General features: G+C 41.0%; 13 protein-coding genes, 2 pseudogenes and 1 CRISPR repeat array. Of the genes and pseudogenes, 5 read left to right on the top strand and 10 right to left on the bottom strand.

Going from position 1 to position 18,930, the window contains the following annotated elements; genetic code table 11:
- Window positions 1-45: 45 nt before the first annotated feature.
- Complete coding sequence (locus FD725_RS22550; RefSeq protein WP_179050216.1) at window positions 46-834, bottom strand: NYN domain-containing protein; 789 nt, start codon at window positions 832-834, stop codon at window positions 46-48.
- Window positions 835-1,637: 803 nt separating this feature from the next.
- Entirely contained in the window at window positions 1,638-2,762 is a 1,125-nt protein-coding gene (locus FD725_RS22545) for a GTP-binding protein (protein WP_179050215.1), read from the bottom strand.
- A gap of 322 nt (window positions 2,763-3,084) precedes the next feature.
- Here FD725_RS22545 and cysS point away from each other — a divergent pair, with 322 nt between their 5' ends.
- From cysS to FD725_RS22530, 3 genes are all read left to right on the top strand, one after another.
- A complete protein-coding gene (gene cysS, locus FD725_RS22540) occupies window positions 3,085-4,560 on the top strand; it encodes a cysteine--tRNA ligase (RefSeq protein ID WP_179050214.1) in 1,476 nt (491 codons plus the stop codon).
- 14 nt (window positions 4,561-4,574) lie between these two features.
- Window positions 4,575-6,014: a TldD/PmbA family protein gene (locus FD725_RS22535; RefSeq protein WP_179050213.1), complete on the top strand. Its 1,440-nt coding sequence runs from the start codon at window positions 4,575-4,577 to the stop codon at window positions 6,012-6,014.
- Between the two features lie 245 nt (window positions 6,015-6,259).
- Window positions 6,260-7,603 carry a TldD/PmbA family protein gene (locus FD725_RS22530; RefSeq protein WP_179050212.1) on the top strand — a complete coding sequence of 448 codons (1,344 nt, stop codon included), beginning with the start codon at window positions 6,260-6,262 and terminating at the stop codon, window positions 7,601-7,603.
- Between the two features lie 263 nt (window positions 7,604-7,866).
- Window positions 7,867-9,291: a CRISPR direct-repeat array (repeat unit 37 nt; unit sequence GTTGAAAAACAATAAAATCCCTATCAGGGATTGAAAC).
- Window positions 9,292-9,576: 285 nt separating this feature from the next.
- On the opposite strand, the pseudogene FD725_RS32665 reads toward FD725_RS22530, so the two are convergent.
- Window positions 9,577-9,942 (bottom strand): annotated as a pseudogene (locus FD725_RS32665) (ATP-binding protein); the annotation flags it as partial.
- 215 nt (window positions 9,943-10,157) lie between these two features.
- Here FD725_RS32665 and FD725_RS32660 point away from each other — a divergent pair.
- Entirely contained in the window at window positions 10,158-10,280 is a 123-nt protein-coding gene (locus FD725_RS32660; RefSeq protein WP_256871710.1) for a hypothetical protein, read from the top strand.
- A 529-nt stretch (window positions 10,281-10,809) separates the two neighbouring features.
- Here the strand turns inward: FD725_RS32660 and FD725_RS33175 are convergent.
- The 3 genes and pseudogenes from FD725_RS33175 to FD725_RS22515 form a co-directional block, all read right to left on the bottom strand.
- Window positions 10,810-11,142: pseudogene (locus tag FD725_RS33175) on the bottom strand (ATP-binding protein); the annotation flags it as partial.
- Window positions 11,143-11,308: 166 nt separating this feature from the next.
- On the bottom strand, window positions 11,309-11,617 hold the full coding sequence (locus FD725_RS22520; protein WP_179050211.1) for a hypothetical protein: 309 nt from the start codon (window positions 11,615-11,617) through the stop codon (window positions 11,309-11,311).
- A 78-nt stretch (window positions 11,618-11,695) separates the two neighbouring features.
- Window positions 11,696-13,288, bottom strand: a complete 1,593-nt coding sequence (locus tag FD725_RS22515) for a tetratricopeptide repeat protein (protein WP_179050210.1) — start codon at window positions 13,286-13,288, stop codon at window positions 11,696-11,698.
- A gap of 113 nt (window positions 13,289-13,401) precedes the next feature.
- Here FD725_RS22515 and FD725_RS22510 point away from each other — a divergent pair, with 113 nt between their 5' ends.
- Window positions 13,402-14,040, top strand: coding sequence for a histidine phosphatase family protein (locus FD725_RS22510; RefSeq protein ID WP_179050209.1), 639 nt, complete (start codon window positions 13,402-13,404; stop codon window positions 14,038-14,040).
- A gap of 62 nt (window positions 14,041-14,102) precedes the next feature.
- Here FD725_RS22510 and FD725_RS22505 read toward each other — a convergent pair whose 3' ends face one another.
- The 4 genes from FD725_RS22505 to FD725_RS22490 form a co-directional block, all read right to left on the bottom strand.
- Entirely contained in the window at window positions 14,103-15,899 is a 1,797-nt protein-coding gene (locus tag FD725_RS22505) for a DUF4157 domain-containing protein (protein ID WP_218653132.1), read from the bottom strand.
- 15 nt (window positions 15,900-15,914) lie between these two features.
- Complete coding sequence (locus FD725_RS22500; protein WP_179050208.1) at window positions 15,915-16,121, bottom strand: hypothetical protein; 207 nt, start codon at window positions 16,119-16,121, stop codon at window positions 15,915-15,917.
- Window positions 16,118-16,546 carry a hypothetical protein gene (locus FD725_RS22495; protein ID WP_179050207.1) on the bottom strand — a complete coding sequence of 143 codons (429 nt, stop codon included), beginning with the start codon at window positions 16,544-16,546 and terminating at the stop codon, window positions 16,118-16,120. Before FD725_RS22495 ends, FD725_RS22500 begins: the two co-directional genes overlap by 4 nt.
- Window positions 16,547-16,690: 144 nt before the next feature.
- Window positions 16,691-18,922 carry a hypothetical protein gene (locus tag FD725_RS22490; protein ID WP_179050206.1) on the bottom strand — a complete coding sequence of 744 codons (2,232 nt, stop codon included), beginning with the start codon at window positions 18,920-18,922 and terminating at the stop codon, window positions 16,691-16,693.
- Window positions 18,923-18,930 lie beyond the last annotated feature (8 nt).

Here is an 18,930-nt window from a genome sequence, read left to right as displayed (position 1 = left end):
CAATAAACCCATTTCAGCAAATAAACTGGGTTTGTAAAATTTGCTTTAAGCAGCAAATTTGTCTAACTCAATTAAGAACAATTCCTCATCATGCTTTTGTACTTTACCATCTTTGACAGCAGCATCAACAAACTGACTAAAGTTTTTAAATTTCTGGCCATCAGGTTTGCAGATAGAGGAAACGCCCTGATATTGAGGACAAAGCTGACGCATCAAGTTGTCAACGTATGGAAATGTTGTTGGCTTCTTTTTATTTAAGGCAGATTTGATTGCTTCCGTTAGATATTTTATAGCTTCATTGTAAGCAATGAAGGATTGAATAGACGTGTTTTGATGCTGGGTTTGTTGCTTAACTAACTGACCTAACTCATCTATAAAGTGAAATTCATCAGCAAGTTCTTTCAGTTCTTTTTTTACATTCCCAAATCGAGCAAAAACGATGACATATTTACCCAATTTTTGCAGGTTACTCACTAACTTTGCAAAATCTCCATCACCTGATACAAGAATGAATACGTCTGGAGACATATCCCTATGAATATACTCTAGGCAATCAACCATCAATTGATTATCAGCACTATTCTTCAGGGGACAGGGAACATTAATCCAGGTAAAGTTAAAACTGGCTAGATTATCTTTTGCAGCAGATTGGTTCTCACATTGTGAATTGTAATAGACGTTTTTATAAATTAAGCGTCCTTTTGACTTGGCAAACTCCAGCAATAAATTAGCGCTATCTATTGTTAATCGAACATTCTGATAATCAGAAGCAAACGCAATTAGAGATTTTTTATCTGTTTTCTGTCTGTTCGATATTGAATGAATGTCTGACATTTTCATGTGTCCATATTTTAATTTTTTTACTGGACAGCATCAAAATCACACATCTAGCAAAAGCATAGTAATATGCAAGAAATAATACTCAAAAAGTAATTACTCACGACCTATACTCTTGTAGCTAAATTTTTTGGTTCAAGTCTCAGCCGTAGAATTCCTGGCTTCCTAGCAAGTTTTGCATCACCCCCTCGCCTGAACATTTATCCAAATACTTCATCACACCGTTGAAATCTAAATCAATCGATTGATACAGTGTTGAAACAAATACTCAAGAGAAGGGATGATACAAAGCTCGGCAGGAAACTAGAAATTCTGCTGCTGAGACAACACCAAAAACTAGCGCTTTAGAAGTGCGATTATTTTGCCGTCTAGATATAGGTTCTCATGGGATGAAAAATCTGTCAATATAAAACTATTGACAAATTTGTAGTGCATTAGACGTAGGTTGCTTAGAGGCTTTGCGTAACCCAACACTCTCATCCTGCATTTCTCACAAAACGGTAGGGGCGGGTTTACAAATATGCTTCAATCATTCACGAATATCTCGTGAACCCGCCCCTACAGCCTCTCGACTTCGGTTTGATAAATTTCGTGAGAAATCCGGGCTATATATGTTTGGTTTCGATCCGCTTCGTCCAACCTACAATATTTTTTGCTGGGTTAAAATAAATACTCTTTCCAATTACTACAATTTTTTGGCAACATTTTAGCCTTACCACACTATTAGATTGTTGGCGGTGCGTTGCGCTGTGCGACAACACACCCTACATTTCAACTATCAAAAATAAAACAGTTAGTGCCTATTTTCCAAAACCCTTACCTCGACTTGTAGAAGGTAGACACAGACAGTTTTCTAATTGAGTCAGTAACGCTTCTCTATCCAAGTTTTGACCAATTAGGACTATCTGGTTTTTGGGTTCACCTTTCCATTCTTCATCATCAAGAGTGAAGCGTTTACCGCATAGGTGGAAAATATGCCGTTTGGGACTTTCATCAAACCACATAATGCCCTTAGCGCGGAAGATACTTGTTGGTAGTTGATTATCTAGAAAATATTGAAACTTGCGAATTGAAAATGGTTTATCGCTTTGGAAAGAAATTGAGGTAAAACCATCATTTTCTAAATGATCTGAGTGGTGATGATGATGTTCATGGTCGTGATGGTCATGACCGCAGGTAGAATGATCATGGTCATGATGATCGTGACCACAGTCTGAATGATCATGATCATGGTCATGGTGGTCGTGACTATGGTCATCCACGGTATCAAAATATTTATCTGACGCAAATAGTCCGACACTGAGAATTAAAGGTAGAGGAACTTGCGATCGCTGAGTCCGGAGAATCCTCGCTCCTTCTTTCACTTCATTAATTTTGCTCTCCAATTCCTTTAAGGTGGCTTCATCAACCAAATCTGTTTTGTTCAACAGAATTACATCACCATAAGCAATTTGGCTATATGCTGCTTGGGAGTTAAATAAATCCAGGCTGTAATTGGCTGCATCAACTACAGTAATAATCGAATCTAACCTAGTTAAATCCCGCAATTCTGTACCCAAAAACGTCAGGGCTACTGGCAAAGGATCAGCTAGTCCAGTTGTTTCTACAACTAAATAATCTAGCTTTTCTTCCCGTTCTAAAACTTTGTATACAGCATCGACTAAATCATTATTAATAGTGCAGCAAATACAACCATTATTCAATTCCACCATATTCTCATCAGTGGAAACAATTAACTCGTTGTCAATGCCGATCTCCCCAAATTCATTCACCAAAACGGCAGTTTTTAAACCCTGTTGGTTATTGAGGATATGATTCAGTAAAGTTGTTTTGCCACTACCAAGAAACCCAGTAATAATCGTTACTGGCATTCCTTGCTTGGGAGCATCCATCGGTTGAGAATTAGACGTAACTGCTGATTGCATAGCAATGTATCAAAAAGTTAGAAAATACAAGAAGGGGATTGGGGAAATCAATTCAAAATTCAAAATTCGTCTTGGAAAGTTAGGCGGGACGGAAACCGACACCGCCTACTTTCCGCAAAATTCAAAATTAAGAATTAAGAATCAGCACTCAGCACTCATTACTCAGGACTCATTACTCAGCACTTCCCTACTCCCCATTTCAATCAATGGGCAAAATGGTAGCGCAGATAGTCCAGAAAACACTAGCATAGGGATGCTGGACAAATGTCCGAGCTGCTTTACCCTATTATTGCGTATCTTCTTATTTCGGCATTACTCTGTTATGGCACTAAATGTTTACAATACCCTCACCCGTCGTCAAGAACCCTTTGAGACAGTCGAACCAGGCAAGGTTAAGATGTATTACTGCGGTGTGACGGTGTACGACTACTGCCATTTGGGTCATGCTAGAGCTTGTATTGTTTGGGATGTAGTCCGGCGCTATCTGCAATTTCTCGGTTATGAAGTCCGTTATATCCAAAATTTTACCGATATCGATGACAAGATTCTCAATCGGGCGCGGCAAGAACATTCATCAATGGAAGCAGTAGCGGAACGCTTCATTAACGCCTATTTTGAGGACATGGGACAGTTGGGTATCCAGGAAGCAGATGAATATCCCCGTGCTACTCATACGATGAATGGGATACAAAAATTAATTCACGAGTTGGAAAATCAAGGTTTCGCCTACCCCTCTGACGGTGATGTTTACTATGCTGTGCGGCAATTTGCTGAGTATGGCAAACTTTCAGGACGCAAGCTAGAGGATATGCAAGCAGGTGCGAGTGTTCGCGCAGCGTCTCCGCAGGAGAATCGCGTCAATGTTAATGATCCAGAATATCAAAAGAAAAAAGACCCCTTTGACTTTGCCCTGTGGAAAGCAGCCAAACCAGGAGAACCCGCCTGGGAGTCACCTTGGGGTGCAGGCCGTCCAGGATGGCATATCGAATGCTCGGCAATGGTACGCGATCGCCTGGGTGAGACAATAGATATTCATGCTGGTGGTGCTGACTTAATTTTTCCTCACCACGAAAACGAAATTGCCCAATCAGAAGCCGTCACAGGTAAACCCCTAGCAACTTATTGGCTACATAACGGTATGGTCAAAGTCGATGGTGAGAAAATGTCTAAATCCTTGGGCAACTTTACCACCATCCGCGACCTACTAGCACGGGGCGTAGATCCGATGGCAATGCGGTTGTTTGTTTTGACAGCTCAATATCGCACTCCCATCGATTTTACCGACGAAGCGATCGCCGCAGCCACAAACGGCTGGCATACCCTCAAGGAAGGGTTGTTGTTTGGTGAAGGACTGGGGATTGGGGGACAAGGGGAAATAGCTATCTCATCTTCCTCACTCAGCAATGAATATGTAGAACGATTTCAAGAAGCGGTGAATGATGATTTTAATTTCCCTGGTGGGTTGGCGGTGCTGTTTGAGTTAGCAAAAGAACTGCGTCGGGAGAAAAATATTTTCGTACATCAGGGGAAAACCGAAACACCCCTGGAAGAATTAGAAATACAATGGCAAACCCTGGTAACTTTAGCCGCAGTTTTTGGCTTAACCGCCAAACCAGAAACCCCAAAACCGGAACAAGATGGCTTAAATGATGCAGCCATCGAGGATTTAATTCAACAACGCCAAGCTGCTAGAAAAGCCAAAAATTTTGCTGAAAGCGATCGCATTCGTAACGAACTGCAAGCCAAAGGTATTACCCTAATTGATAGCCCTCAAGGCACACGTTGGCATAGAAGTTAAATTTTGAATTTATTATGTGGAATGAATTAACAAAAGCGATCGCTAGTTTTAAAATCCCTGCTGATTGGATTGGTATTCGAGTTGTCAAGGAAAATGCAGCTCATCGTTATGTCCGTGATGCTTTGCCGCAAACTAACGGCAAATCCACCACGATGGGAGCAATGTTGGAAGTCTTGGTGAATGGTTCTTTGGGTTATGCAGCTACCAACTCTCTAGAATTACCATCATTACAAGCGGCGGCAGAAATTGCTTACCAACAAGCTTTAGCTGCTAGTAAGTGGTGGATTTACCCCTTCCGAGAAACTGAACGTCCAAAAGTAGTGGGTGAATATAACTCACCATTTTTGGAACCATTAGATCAATTAAGTCCAGGAGAAATCAATGATTTACTTGTGCAGATTTGCCAAACCCTGAAAGTTGACGACAAAATTGTCCAAACTACAGCTAGCGCTTCCACTAGTGAAAGAGAGAGTTGGTTCGTCAGTAGCAACGGTTCCGAAATATATCAGAAATTCTTATCTATAGGGACTCATTATGGAGCGATCGCCCAAGATGGGGCAATAGTTCAACAGCGTACTAACAACGGTTGGCAAGCCAACTGTTATCAAGGTGGACTAGAACTATTAAAACAAGATCACCTCTGGCAAAAAGTAGAGAAAATTGGCGCACAAGCCCTAGAACTTTTAACCGCCGAAGATTGCCCAAATATTAGCACCAACCTAGTTTTAGCACCAGACCAAATGATGCTACAAATTCATGAAAGTGTAGGACATCCCTTAGAAATTGACAGAATTTTAGGAGATGAGCGCAACTACGCCGGCGGTAGTTTTGTCAACACCAGTGACTTTGGCAACCTAGCCTATGGTTCACCATTAATGAACATCACCTTTGACCCCACCGTTCCTGGAGAATATGCTAGTTACAGTTTTGATGATACAGGAGCCGTTGCCACAAAAGAATACTTAATCAAAGAAGGCATATTGCAACGAGGTTTAGGCTCTTTAGAAAGTCAAGCCAGAGCAAACGTTCCTGGTGTAGCCTGCGCCCGTGCATCCTCCTGGAATCGCCCCCCAATTGACCGCATGGCTAACTTGAACCTAGAACCTGGAAACGCTACCTTTGATGAGATAATTAGTACCATAGAGCATGGCGTTTATATGGAATCCAATCGTTCTTGGTCAATAGACGATCGCCGCTATAAATTTCAGTTTGGTTGTGAGTATGCCAAATTAATCGAAAACGGCAAACTGACTAAAACCCTCCGCAATCCCAACTATCGCGCCACCACACCCGAATTTTGGCACAGCCTCATCCAAGTCGGTGATAACTCCAACTGGCAAATGTACGGCACACCTTACTGCGGTAAAGGCGAACCAAATCAATCAATTTGGGTAGGACATGGTTCACCAGTTTGTGTATTTGCTAACGTAGAAGTCTTTGGGGGAGGGAGTTAATAGTCAATGGTCAATGGTCAATGGTCAATGGTCAATGGTCAATAGTCAATGGTCAATAGTCATTAGTCATTAGTCAATAGTCAACAGATTTTCTTCTTGTCCCTCACTCCCTCACTCCCTCACTCAGCACTCAGCACTCAGCACTCACCACTCAGCACTCAGCACTCACCACTCAGCACTCAGCACTCACCACTCAGCACTCACCACTTACCACTCACCACTACCTTCTTCAGTGCATTATCTCCATGAAAGAAGAATTATCAGCGTTAGAAATTAGTTTTAATCAACTATTAGAAACTCTGCTCCTCAAAAAGGCAGATGATGAACACTTTACTGTTAAACTCAGCAGTGAAAAGAGCCAATTTACTCGGTTCAATCAAGCCAAAGTTAGACAAACGGGTTTTGTAGCTGATGGTGCGATTGAACTAACACTTATGGCAAATCAGCGTAGCAGTTTTCGTCATCTTCCTTTCACAGGTAATTGGGAGCGAGATTGGCAACTTACATATCAAGCCTTGCAAGAACTACGTGATGAACTACTTGTGTTACCGACTGATCCTTACCTAGTTTTGCCATCAGGAACTAATACTAGTAGAGAAGTAAATACAGGCAAATTATTAGCAGCAGCAGACGTAGTACCAAATATATTAGATCCCGTTAACACATTAGATTTTACAGGTATATACGCTGGGGGTTTAGTCATTAGAGCTTATGGTGATTCTAGTGGACAAAAACACTGGTTTGCTACTGATTCTTTCACCTTAGATTATTCTTTATTTACTAACTCCGGACAAGCTGTTAAAGGTACATTTGCTGGGAGTGATTGGAATACAGCAGCATACACAGGCAAAATTAGCCAAGCTAAACAGCAATTACATATGCTTGCTCATCCACCCAAAAAATTACCCAAGGGAGAATATAAAACTTATTTTGCCCCGGCGGCTGTTGCTGATTTATTGGGGATGCTATCATGGGGTGCTTTGAGTGAAGCAGATTTACAACAAGGTAATAGCGCCCTAGCTACCCTCTCACGACAAGAGAAACAACTTTCTAGCACCTTCAGTTTAAAAGAAAACTTTCAACGGGGTTTAGTACCACGATTTAATGAACTGGGAGAAATTGCTGTACCAGAATTACCAATAATAGAAAAAGGAATTCTAGTTAATACCCTTATTAATTCACGGACTGCCAAAGAATATCAAAAAACTGCAAACGCTGCTAATAGTTCCGAAACTTTACGTGCGCCAGAAATCAACCCAGGAAATTTAGCTGATGAGCAGATTTTATCAAGTTTAGATACAGGCTTATATGTAGCAAATTTACATTACTTAAATTGGAGCGATCGCCCCACGGGTAGAATTACAGGTATGACCCGTTACGCTTGCTTTTGGGTGGAAAATGGCGAAATTATCGCCCCTATCGAAAACCTCCGTTTTGACGAAAGCCTCTACCGCTTCTGGGGAGAAAATCTGATAGATTTGACCACCTTTCAAGAATTTATTCCAGAGGTGGGAACCTACGAAAATCGTCAATTGGGAGGTAGCCTAGTTCCAGGAATGTTAGTCAATAATTTTACCTATACTTTGTAAGCTACAAGAAATTTGCGTCAATAGGTAGGTGTTGTAAAAACAAACCACAATAAAATCGGTGTGTTCCTTGCAGCACAAAGATTTCAGCGCAAAATTAGCAAAAACACATTGACGCAAAACCTGAAAGTCTATCTATGTAAGCATTTCTGCCAAAATCTTATCTTCCCTCTTGACGATACCTAGTTATAGAATGCTAATATGTGTCCACATCGACGCAACCGAACCTTGAAAACTAAATACCGTAAGCCTTTTGCTGCTGGGCGGTTGAAAAACAATAAAATCCCTATCAGGGATTGAAACCAGAAGGTAGTAACCCTAGTTAGTCGGATTGCTAGTTGAAAAACAATAAAATCCCTATCAGGGATTGAAACATCAAAGACTTACTACTCTGCTACTGCAACGCGGTACGTTGAAAAACAATAAAATCCCTATCAGGGATTGAAACGGTTTTCGCTTATATCTTGCTGACTCAGGTAAATGTTGAAAAACAATAAAATCCCTATCAGGGATTGAAACACTCAAGTATTGGCGCGGTGGTTTTGGTGGAGCTAATAAGGTTGAAAAACAATAAAATCCCTATCAGGGATTGAAACAGGGAGAGGGCGAATAAGTAAGTGTAGCCCTTACCGTTGAAAAACAATAAAATCCCTATCAGGGATTGAAACATGACTTTGAAGAATGTAGTCACCAACTAAATGAGCGTTGAAAAACAATAAAATCCCTATCAGGGATTGAAACCAAATCTTTGCCCCGTGCAATCAGGTTTTGCCGCGTTGAAAAACAATAAAATCCCTATCAGGGATTGAAACAAAGCTTTGGCGATCATGAGCTTTATTCCAGGAGGGTTGAAAAACAATAAAATCCCTATCAGGGATTGAAACATCTAAATTAATACCATCCCAACCGCATTGTCCGTGTTGAAAAACAATAAAATCCCTATCAGGGATTGAAACCTTTGTAGTTTCTAGATATCCAAGAATCTGGCAAGTTGAAAAACAATAAAATCCCTATCAGGGATTGAAACAGTACGATAGGTTTGTTGCGGGTGTTGCAGCCACATCGTTGAAAAACAATAAAATCCCTATCAGGGATTGAAACATGCAGTTGATCATGCCGGATTAAGTGCTAAGGGTTGAAAAACAATAAAATCCCTATCAGGGATTGAAACGCCGCAGTTCGCGCTGCGGCATTGCCTTGAGAGTGAGTTGAAAAACAATAAAATCCCTATCAGGGATTGAAACACTAACAAAGCTTTCCAGTAAACTGAGTAAGAAAATCAAATGTTGAAAAACAATAAAATCCCTATCAGGGATTGAAACAACGTAAATAGCAACGCTTAAGGTATTAAAGATTGTCAAAGTTGAAAAACAATAAAATCCCTATCAGGGATTGAAACGGCGAGATTGACGAATACTGCTGTGATATCCTTGCGTTGAAAAACAATAAAATCCCTATCAGGGATTGAAACAAGTGCAGCTAACCTACAAGCAGTATCAAATAAAAGTTGAAAAACAATAAAATCCCTATCAGGGATTGAAACCACTGGTACATTTTTTGGCGAACGCCATTACGCACTGGAGGTTGAAAAACAATAAAATCCCTATCAGGGATTGAAACTACGGGATTACCTGCTCAAACAACAACGCGAATAGTTGAAAAACAATAAAATTCCTTCCTATTTTTTATCAACTCAATTTTACATATTCACCTAAATCATGATCCCGCAAAACTTGTCCCATTTTCTGATACTCCCGACGCATGGCGCGGATCATGTGTGTCATCTCAATCACTCCTCCATCGTCGGCGGCAAAAAAAGCTGCACTCAGGGCAATATTGCGAATATTCGCGCCGGTCAGAGCGAAATTTTGTGCTAGAAAGTCTAAATCTAGTTCAGGATGACAGGGTGTATGCTTAGGAAAGATTTTCTGCCAAATTAGCTGACGATGCTTTTTATCAGGTAAGGGAAACTCAATCATAAATCGCAATCGGCGCTCAAAGGCTTTATCCATATTATCACGTAGATTAGTTGTTAAAATAGCTACTCCATCATATTCTTCCATTTTTTGTAAAAGATAACCTACTTCAATATTGGCATAGCGATCGCGTGCATCCTGTACTTCGGAACGCTTGCCAAATAAAGCATCAGCCTCATCAAATAACAGGATGGCGTGAGAATTGGTAGCGGCGGTAAAAATCAGATTGAGGTTTTTCTCTGTCTCACCGATGTATTTACTGACGATTTGCGACAAATCAATTTTGTAAAGGTCTAGTTGTAATTGCTGGGCAATTACCTCTGCGGCCATGGTTTTACCTGTACCAGCAGAACCAGAAAACAGCACATTTAGCCCTTTTCCTAAAGATAGTTTCTCAGCAAAACCCCATTTTTGATGGACTAAATCTCGATATGCGACTTCTTTGCAAATATCTTGTAGTTGAGTTAGCTGATTGGGAGGAAGTACAATGTCTTCCCAAGTATATTTGGGGGTAATTTTTTGGGCGAGGTTGGCTAAATCGTGTCCAGTTTGAGCGCGGGCTGCACTACATAAGTGAGAAAATGAGGGCAGGGATTGTTGCCAACGGGCGGTATGATAGACAGTGGCGACAGCATCGGCAATTTGGTCTGGAGTTAAAACAAAGCGATCGCTCAACAGATTTAACTCTTGATCTGCTAAGTTGATCTGGGCTTTTGTCAGGTGAGTTTGCCAAATTTTTTGGCGATCGCTAGACTCAGGGATAGTGAAAGGAACTGTAATTAATCCGGTGGTAACTGCGGTTGTGGGTATCCAGTTTTGCACTCCGGAGAGGATGGTAATTCCCCGATTTTGCTCTAGTTCTTGCAGGCAGGCTTGATAGAGAAGTTGATGTTCTGTCAGGTACAGGATATCGAAGTGATCTAAATATAGTAATCTCTGAAAAAACCACGCTTCTCGCCACAATAGTTGGAGTTGTTTGGTAAACTTGGCTTGATCCTCCACCATTAGGGTTAAATCGGCAATTAATAGAGGAACTGCTAAAGTTTTGGCGAGAGTTTGAGCAGTGCGGCGTTTACTTTTGTGATCTGTTCCTTGAAAATAGAGCAGTAGGGGTTGTTGTTGTTGCCAGTCTGCTATTATCAGGGTTTCTAAGGCTGTTTGGACATTTGCCTGGAGGTATAAATTATTGTGAGATATTGGTTCTAGTAGCTGACAACAAGTTGTCAGTCGGGAATCTAACCCTGGTTGATGCAGTAGTAATCTCACGACTTGAGGGTCGAGGATAAGATGATGTGACAGGAGTGTGGACTGTTGGGAAGGTGAGTCAAGGTGGAGTAGATGGTGATAAATTAAGGGGGCGTTGGTCGTGAAATGTTTACGTCGTGATAGCTTTTCGGGAACGTTGGCACAGAGTAAATTTAAGACCAAATCTACTGTCGGTCGTTGATTGCTGATATCATCTTGGAGATAAGCATACAGTTTTTCATACTGACGATCTAATTCTGGGGCTAGGGCGATCGCTAGAATATCTAAGTCAAAGTCAGATAGTCCAAAAGTCTTTTGCAACCATGCTAAGGCGGAATCTGCGCGAATGCTGATGGGTGATGTTATGTTAGTTTTTTGCCACCAGGAAATCCCTAGTTCCTCTTGGCCTGTTTGCAAAGTACCACTAGCCTGTTGCAGTAACGAATCTAATCGCTGTAGCAGAGGTTGCAAACCATTTAAATCGGCACTAATTTCTACTGCTTGGGAAATCAACAAAATCAATCTCCTCTATGGATGCTTTTATTTGTTGTAAATGTGCTAGCATTCGAGCCTCCCCTATCCATTCATCAAAATCAAAACTATGGGATAACTCATCATTATTAAAGCGAGTCATAAATTCTGTTGTCGATAATTGATATTTGATTTCAAATTGCTGAAGATGTTCTTCTGTTTTTTTGATTCCTGCTGTCACACTCTGTAATCTTTCTGACAAAGCACTTTGAATAATTCGTCTGAGGGAATCTGGATCTTTTGCTCTGAGTTTGAGTTCACCCATGATTTTTTCCTTTCTTACTTCGTATTTGCAAATGGGGTAGAGTATGTGCCTGTAGACTTCAGACTGTACCAATATTTTTTAACTTCCTGGAACAAGGCGATCGCCTACACTATCACACCGTTGCCTAAGTTCCTGAAGATCAACATTGTCTGGATCATCAGCTAGAAGTTCTTTGATGATGAGAGAAGCATTGGAAAAGTCGCCCAGTAGATAATAGCATATGGCAATTTTATAGAGAATGTGGGCAGTTTTGCCATAAATCATTACTGACTTCTCAAAGTATAAAATTGCTTCTTGATAAAAAGCTAGGGCAAAGAGCAAGTCACCCAAATCCTCAGCTAAATCATCTGATTCTCCTAATGGATAGTAGGTGTCCCAAATGCGGGGGATGGAGAGGAAAAGATTCCAGCGTTGATTATCGTAGATGGTAGGGAGAATTTCTAACAGCCGGGGTAACATTTGCCGAAAGATGCGCCCATCATAACCACTGAGTCTGATGACTGCCATGATATCACGGTAGGTTAAGGTAGCAAAATGCTGCTCAATCAGTTTCTTCAGACTGAAATAATCATCAGGGCTATAATCTCCGACAAAGCGATCGTAAGCGTTGATGGTTTCACTATAAGTATTTGCATCGGTGAGGAAAAGCAGACACACCAGGTCTAAATTCGCTTGTTGATGGCGGGGAGATAAGGCCAGTCCTGCTTGATGGGTGCAATAGTGGCAGAAGGCATGGTAATTAACTGTGAGTGAAAAACTGCCGTGGGTAGCTAATTGTGGGGCTGGACAGTTTTCTAAATCCCAGAGGCTATGCTCACCTTTATCAGCCGATAATAAAATTAATCCCTGTTGAGAGAGGAGGCGTAATCGTTCTAGACAAAGAATACCGATATGGGGGAAGACAAGATGAGTGTGTTTAAGTTGTTGGCGATAGGTTTCTAAGAGGTTGTTTAAAATGGGCTGGTTGGGATAGATGGGTGGCTCTGCTGCTTGATAATCATATTGGAGTGCTAAATTTTTGATGATCTCGGCAGTATCTGATTCTATGGGATTGGCAACAGTGGCCAGACTGAGCAAACAGTGAGAGATTGTCTGATTTTCCACCCAAAAGAGTTCTTGGGGAATGGTATCAAAAAAGTAGTTGGCAATGACAATTAACGGCTGAGATAGAGATTGTTGGTGTATGGTGATGTTGGCGTTTTGCAGAAACAGTTCACTGCTGTTTTCCACATCAAAGAGCGCAAAATCGAGCCAGCCCTTTCCTAGATAGGGTTGTAGGCGGGGATGGTTTTGCCAAAATGCTAGATTCGTTTCAGTGAAATCACTGATAACATAGCAAAAGGGAGGTAAGGCGATCGCACTATGTTCGTAATATTTTTCCCAATGCTTGAAAAAATGGTAGCAGAGTCGGCCGTGTCCTGCACCAAGTTCTAATAGGTAAACCGTCTCGTGTTGTTGTCCTTTCAAGGATAAATCACGTAAAAAAGCCAGTACCAATTCTGCATAAGTCTTACCCATCACCGGATTACTAGTGATGTAGTGGGGGACTTCACCACTACGCCAAGCATCGATGCCAACTTCTTGAAAATAGTTGCGTTGGAGTTGCCAAATCAGGCTTTGAGAGAAGCGTTTTGGTTGTTCGAGTTGGTGCATGATTGTTGGCGATCGCATCTTCTAGTTTTTCATACCAGTTACTAACTTTGTCCTCATGTTACAAACGCGATTGTGAGATTAATGTTAGTTTATTTTTGCACAAACTCCTTGATCCAATCGCCACACAAGCTATGACCCTCAACTTATATTTACTGCGACATGGAGAAACTACTTTTAGTCAAAGTGGTAATTTCTGTGGTGAAACTGATGCAGAATTGACATCTGAAGGGATGCAGATGGCAGAGAGTTTTGCCAATGTTTATCAAAAATTGCCGTGGGAAGCTGTTTATGTTAGCCCCATGAAACGCACAATTGCTACTGCCAAGCCATTTTGTCATGCTACCAATATGGATATGCAGTTGCGTGACGGACTCAGAGAAGGTAGTTACGGCGCATGGGAAACTCAGAGTAAATCCTTTGTCCAAGAGAATTATGCCCAAAACTATGTAAAATGGTTGACAGAACCCGCTTGGAACGCTCCAATAGGCGGAGAAACTGCGGTAGATATCGCTAACCGTTCTATGCCTGTAATTGCGGAAATTCAAGAAAAACATCCCCAAGGTAATGTTTTAGTAGTTTCCCATAAAGCCACGATTCGGATTATGCTTTGCAGTTTACTGGGAATTGATTTGGGGCGCTATCGCTATCGGGTGAATATTTTGGTGGCATCGGTAAGTATGGTTAAATTTGACGTGAATGGCCCTTTGTTAGAAATATTAGGCGATCGCCATCATATCCCCGATCATCTCCGTTCTCGTCCAGGCACATAATATTTTGCATTTGTGGATACTTTTAAGCGATCGCCTGATAATTATTACGAGCGATCGCTTTATCAGAAAAATTTTCTTAAGTTCTTGACAATAAATAATAATTTCTCACCAGTGGTTACGTCCTTCTTCTTCAGTGCGATCATTTCTTTAATATATTGGATGATCGTTGGCAGATGCCTTTGTTTTATGTATATGATGAGTCCTGGAGTAACTTTTGTTAATTCGTCGTATACTGCACTCTTGTATTTATTAAACAATATTTGCTCGGCTGGGGACATTCCTGTCATGTCCATGCCCATAGCCTCTGTCTCTGTCATAGTATTGAGTGCCATTGGACTTATACTTAAACCTTCTCTAACTCCTCTGAGGGATGCCAAGTAGGTTGTGTGTTCGGGTGCGAGGGATCGATCTAACTTGAACGGTTGTCTCTCTTTTGGTTTCTTACTTTCCGCTTCTGTTTCCTTCCTTTGTTTAGACAATTCTCGTGCCATCTCCACTGTATTTTTATCACCTAGCGATTCACCTAATAGTTCAGTCACGATTTTGACGATGGCTGCTCCCATTGGACGCAATTGGATAATACCTTCTCTACCTGTATCCTGTTCTCCTTGCAATAACAAATCGTTGACTTGCTCTGCTACTTGTAAAAAATCAAGTCCGAATAATACTCCGCCTCCACTCTGTCCCGATTCGTTGACATGGAGATCGCAATAATTGTTGTCTGATGTATAGTCTCCATGAATCAGTCCTTGCTCAATCTTAATGACGCGACTTTCCTTGTTGTGTGGTGGAATCTTCGTCCAATCGGTGTTCTTTAAAGGAATGTCTGACTTTTCGCTATCTTTTTTCTTGGAGGGAACCTCTGACTTTTGGCTCTTGATTCTTGTTTGTGAGGGCAAGTCATATTTTGCTTCATCGGGACTTTCTAGGAATGATTTTTTCAATTCCCTGTCATATTTACCATGTTCGATTTTCTCTACTAACTCTTTATAGTCTGATACTATGATCGTATCGCTAATAGAGTGCAACCTATTAACTGCATCTCTGATATTCTCATCAGTTTCGCTGCGTACCATAGCGGCAATTTCAGTTGCCCAGATATTTGAATCATCTTCGCCAATAATGTAACGCTGGACTGGATTATTTGAGGAATTTTGTTGAACAGGAGATGATATTTCTGTTCTTTGATCTGATATTTCATTTTGTTGTAACTGTTGAGTTTTTGTCCCCATCAAATCTGCTTCTTTCTCTAGTCCCAGATCATCATTAACATTAACAGCATCTGTTAATTGCCTTGTCGATTGCACTCTCCCTTGCTTTTGCTGCACCACGTGCCATGCTTCATGGGGGAGATGTTGTTCTTGTCCAGAGGCGACATGAATTTCTGTTCCTTGGGTGTAGGCATGAGCTTGTAATTGTGTGGGTTTGTGTGAGTTATAATGCACCCTCACATCATCCATTGAGTAGCCAGAAAGGTATTCTATACCTGTTTTTAGGCGATCGGGTAAGCCTGTGTGGTTGGGTTGGGGTGATGAAGGCGATCGCTCTTTTGCTGTATTCTGCAACTTCGTCTGGATGGGGGCAACCTGCCCAGAATTACCCCAAATTTGCTGAGATATCCCCCCAAATTTCGGAATCCAGGAGGTTTGCTTCCCTGCTAAAACCTCTTGCATTGACCTTGTACCGATCGCCCTCTGTAGTTGCTGTTTAGCGTCCTCACTCACATTATTAGGGTCTTGCTGGACTCTCTGGACAACGGCAGACAATGATCCATAACTAGGACTAGGGGATATGTCTTGAGTGATTGGTGTTGACTGTACAGAGGGTGAAACTATGGGCAATTTTTGTTTACGGTACATAAGTCATCTCCGACATTAATTTACTTCTACTTCGTCTTGAGCATTTTCTACTTCTTGATTGGCTTTACTGATTTCTTCTTCTAATATTTGAATCGCGCCGCTAATTCGTAATAAGGTATCTCGCAAATTTGCTTGTTTGGTTTCTAACTCTGCCATGACTTTTTGCCCAGATGCAAATTCAGTTTTGAGTTCAGCCAGACGCTTTGCTAATTGTTCTTTCATGTGCCTTTAACTTTGCTATTCATCGAAATAAATGTACCAGTCCCAGAATATTGGGGGGTAGCATCGGCAATGGGACTGGGTATAGCTGGTTGCTGTGCGGGAACCATCACTTGAAACTTAGCTTTAAATGATGCGCCTTTAAGCAGTACTGGTTTACCACTAGATTTGGTCTTTTTGGCTATTTGATTACTAGCTAAGGATTCAATCGAGAGTATGCCTACACCAGGGATACTATATTGGGGTGTCATGTAGGGACAACCAGGGACGATCACTTTTTTTTCGTCACCATCAAGACAGACTAGTTTCTGGTTAATTTTATCCTTACCTGTACCCATTAAATCCCCTGGACGCACAGTAACAATTGCTTGTCCAAAGGTAGGATTAAACATCGCTTTATCGCCGGTGATAAGAATGAAGTCAGACATATAGAGGAAGTGGGGAGTGGTGAGTGGGGCGTGGGGCGTTTAGCCCGTGCTGAGTGGGGCGTGGGGCGTGGGAAGGGGACAAGGGGACAATAACTAATGACTAATGACTATTGACTATTGACTCTTGACTCTTGACCATAAGTCCTATGGTGAACCAATACATCTTGCTTTGACAGCTACATCAGCACCGCCACCTCCCTGCTTACCGCCGAGATACCAAAAACCATCACTGCCTATATAAGTAAAAACTTGTTCACCACCACCAGCAAATTTACCTTGCACATGGGTAATGAAAGCTACGCATTTGTTACTATGTCCCATTTTGACATCAGCTTTTCCGTTAGTCCATGTATATTCGTCGGAATACCAGATTTTTCCTTGGATTTCTCCACCAGCCGTAATGGTAACTGCCTCTACAAGATTTCTTTCTTTAGTACCTTTTGTTTGAGTTCTAATTCTCAAACCAATGTCTCGATTTGACGAGTCATCCCTAGCTTGCAGATAAGCAAGATTATTTTGTCCATATTCCTTCAGTTGGACATGACCTGATAGGTCTATATTGGTGGTACTGCCAACAGATACACCTACCGATAAAGAGCCTGTTACAGTTAAATTACCAGCAATATATTGGTTTCCTTGCACATTTAATTTATAGTCGTTGAGATTATTTGTACCAATACAAACATTACCATTAGCTTTAATGCGGAAAACTTCATTGCCATCAAGATTACCTCCCGATTGGACATTAATAAATCTTAGGTCATCTTGTGGATCATCTCCCCAAGCAATGATGGCATCTTTTCTATTTTTTCCCTCATCTTTTAAACCAATAAATAAACTATCTGTATCCCAAGAAATCTTCATTCCTTTGGTCATCCACTCCCGATTTCCACCCAAATTTCCTGTCATTGGTGTATCACCAATTGCTAAAATATTTGTGACAGCACTATTACTACATTGTAGATTTCCACTAATAGTTAAATCTCCGGTAATTGTGCCAGTGCTAATCTTACTAGCTGGTAGGTTAGGAATGCGTTCAATGGCTAACTCTCCAGAGGTAATTGTACTAGCTGGTAAGTTAGGAATGCGGGCAACATCTAATTGTCCTGTGGCAATATTTGCTGCATCTATTTTGCCGGAAATTGTGCCATTTACGGTTAAATTACCAGCAAAAGTAGAACTTCCTGTACCTTTAACTGTTAACCCACCATCTGCACCTGTGGTTAACAACATTCTTTCGTTATTGAGTTTATCTCGCCAGGAATGATTGCCATCTGCGGTATAAAATAGGGTGAGGTTATTAATTCCAAGTCCGTATCCAGTCCACAATTGCAATTTCAGATTGTTGGTTACGTCTATATCTGTAAAAGCAATTTGTTGATTGCCATTGAGATTAACTTTACCTTCTTGGATAGTTAAACTACCTTTAAGTAACTGATTACCTTGGACATTTAATTTATATTCACCAGGATTATTTGTGCCAATACCCACGTTACCATTGGCTTTAATTCTCACAAGTTCATTGCCATCAACAGATCCACCAGACTGCACATTAATAAATCGTAAGTCATCTTGTGGATCATCTCCCCAAGCAACTACGGCATCTTTTCTGTTGTTTCCTTCATCTTTTAAGCCCAGAAAAAGATTATCGGAATTCCAGCAAAGCTTGATACCTCGTTTCATCCATTCACGATTGCCACTACTATTTCCTTCAGGTAAAATATCTCCAATTCCCAAGATGCTGGTGTTTTCACCTTTGATGAAAATACTACTGTTGACTTCTAAATTAGCTTCAATTTTTAAACTTCCTGTTAAAATTGCCAGATTGGGATTGGCGTTACCAGCAGAACGCAGGGTCAAGGCTTTACTATTAGAATTAGGTAAGGATAAGCCTGAGTATTCTCGAATGTTGACATCGAGGTTAATAGTATCTCGAATTGCCAGTTTTGCTAGCTTAATGCTATTGACAGGAGTTGTAGCTGCAAATCCGATGATGGGTTTTTCTTGCCAGCGAGTATAGCTATCAGCTATATCTTTTTGTTGTTGGAGTTGTTTGTCTTGGGAATATTGGATATATAGTTCGCCATCAGTCAGATTTTTGAAGTCAGAAAATGTGATGTTAGCTTTTAAGATAATCACATCACCACTACTATTGATGGCTGAACCAGATTTTACTAGAACAGATTTTGTGTTAGTGACAACTTCAACTTCCAAGCCTTCAATGATGCCAGAAATATGCAGACTTTGATGATGATAGCGTTGGCGATCGCTCAAATATTTATGCTGAATTTCAAAGTCATCTTCTAGGAGATATTGTCCAGGAAAATAGTTGGGACGTTCGTTAGCGAAGTTAGTGAAATCGTTAGTTTTTGCCATTTTATATC

The sequence above is a fragment of the Nostoc sp. TCL26-01 genome (assembly GCF_013393945.1).
GTDB lineage: Bacteria > Cyanobacteriota > Cyanobacteriia > Cyanobacteriales > Nostocaceae > Trichormus.
The sequence above is the reverse complement of the archived record's forward strand: the minus strand, read 5'-3'. Positions and strand labels throughout refer to the sequence as shown.

Excerpts from the sequence above, each read along its gene's own strand:
- FD725_RS22550 (WP_179050216.1), bottom strand. The coding sequence starts at position 834 with ATGTCAGACATTCATTCAATATCGAACAGACAGAAAACAGATAAAAAA.
- FD725_RS22505 (WP_218653132.1), bottom strand. The coding sequence starts at position 15,899 with ATGTACCGTAAACAAAAATTGCCCATAGTTTCACCCTCTGTACAGTCA.
- FD725_RS22515 (WP_179050210.1), bottom strand. The coding sequence starts at position 13,288 with ATGCGATCGCCAACAATCATGCACCAACTCGAACAACCAAAACGCTTC.
- FD725_RS22510 (WP_179050209.1), top strand. The coding sequence starts at position 13,402 with ATGACCCTCAACTTATATTTACTGCGACATGGAGAAACTACTTTTAGT.
- FD725_RS22530 (WP_179050212.1), top strand. The coding sequence starts at position 6,260 with ATGAAAGAAGAATTATCAGCGTTAGAAATTAGTTTTAATCAACTATTA.
- FD725_RS22500 (WP_179050208.1), bottom strand. The coding sequence starts at position 16,121 with ATGAAAGAACAATTAGCAAAGCGTCTGGCTGAACTCAAAACTGAATTT.
- FD725_RS22520 (WP_179050211.1), bottom strand. The coding sequence starts at position 11,617 with ATGGGTGAACTCAAACTCAGAGCAAAAGATCCAGATTCCCTCAGACGA.
- FD725_RS22545 (WP_179050215.1), bottom strand. The coding sequence starts at position 2,762 with ATGCAATCAGCAGTTACGTCTAATTCTCAACCGATGGATGCTCCCAAG.
- cysS (WP_179050214.1), top strand. The coding sequence starts at position 3,085 with ATGGCACTAAATGTTTACAATACCCTCACCCGTCGTCAAGAACCCTTT.
- FD725_RS22535 (WP_179050213.1), top strand. The coding sequence starts at position 4,575 with ATGTGGAATGAATTAACAAAAGCGATCGCTAGTTTTAAAATCCCTGCT.
- FD725_RS22490 (WP_179050206.1), bottom strand. The coding sequence starts at position 18,922 with ATGGCAAAAACTAACGATTTCACTAACTTCGCTAACGAACGTCCCAAC.
- FD725_RS32660 (WP_256871710.1), top strand. The coding sequence starts at position 10,158 with ATGAGGGCAGGGATTGTTGCCAACGGGCGGTATGATAGACAGTGGCGA.
- FD725_RS22495 (WP_179050207.1), bottom strand. The coding sequence starts at position 16,546 with ATGTCTGACTTCATTCTTATCACCGGCGATAAAGCGATGTTTAATCCT.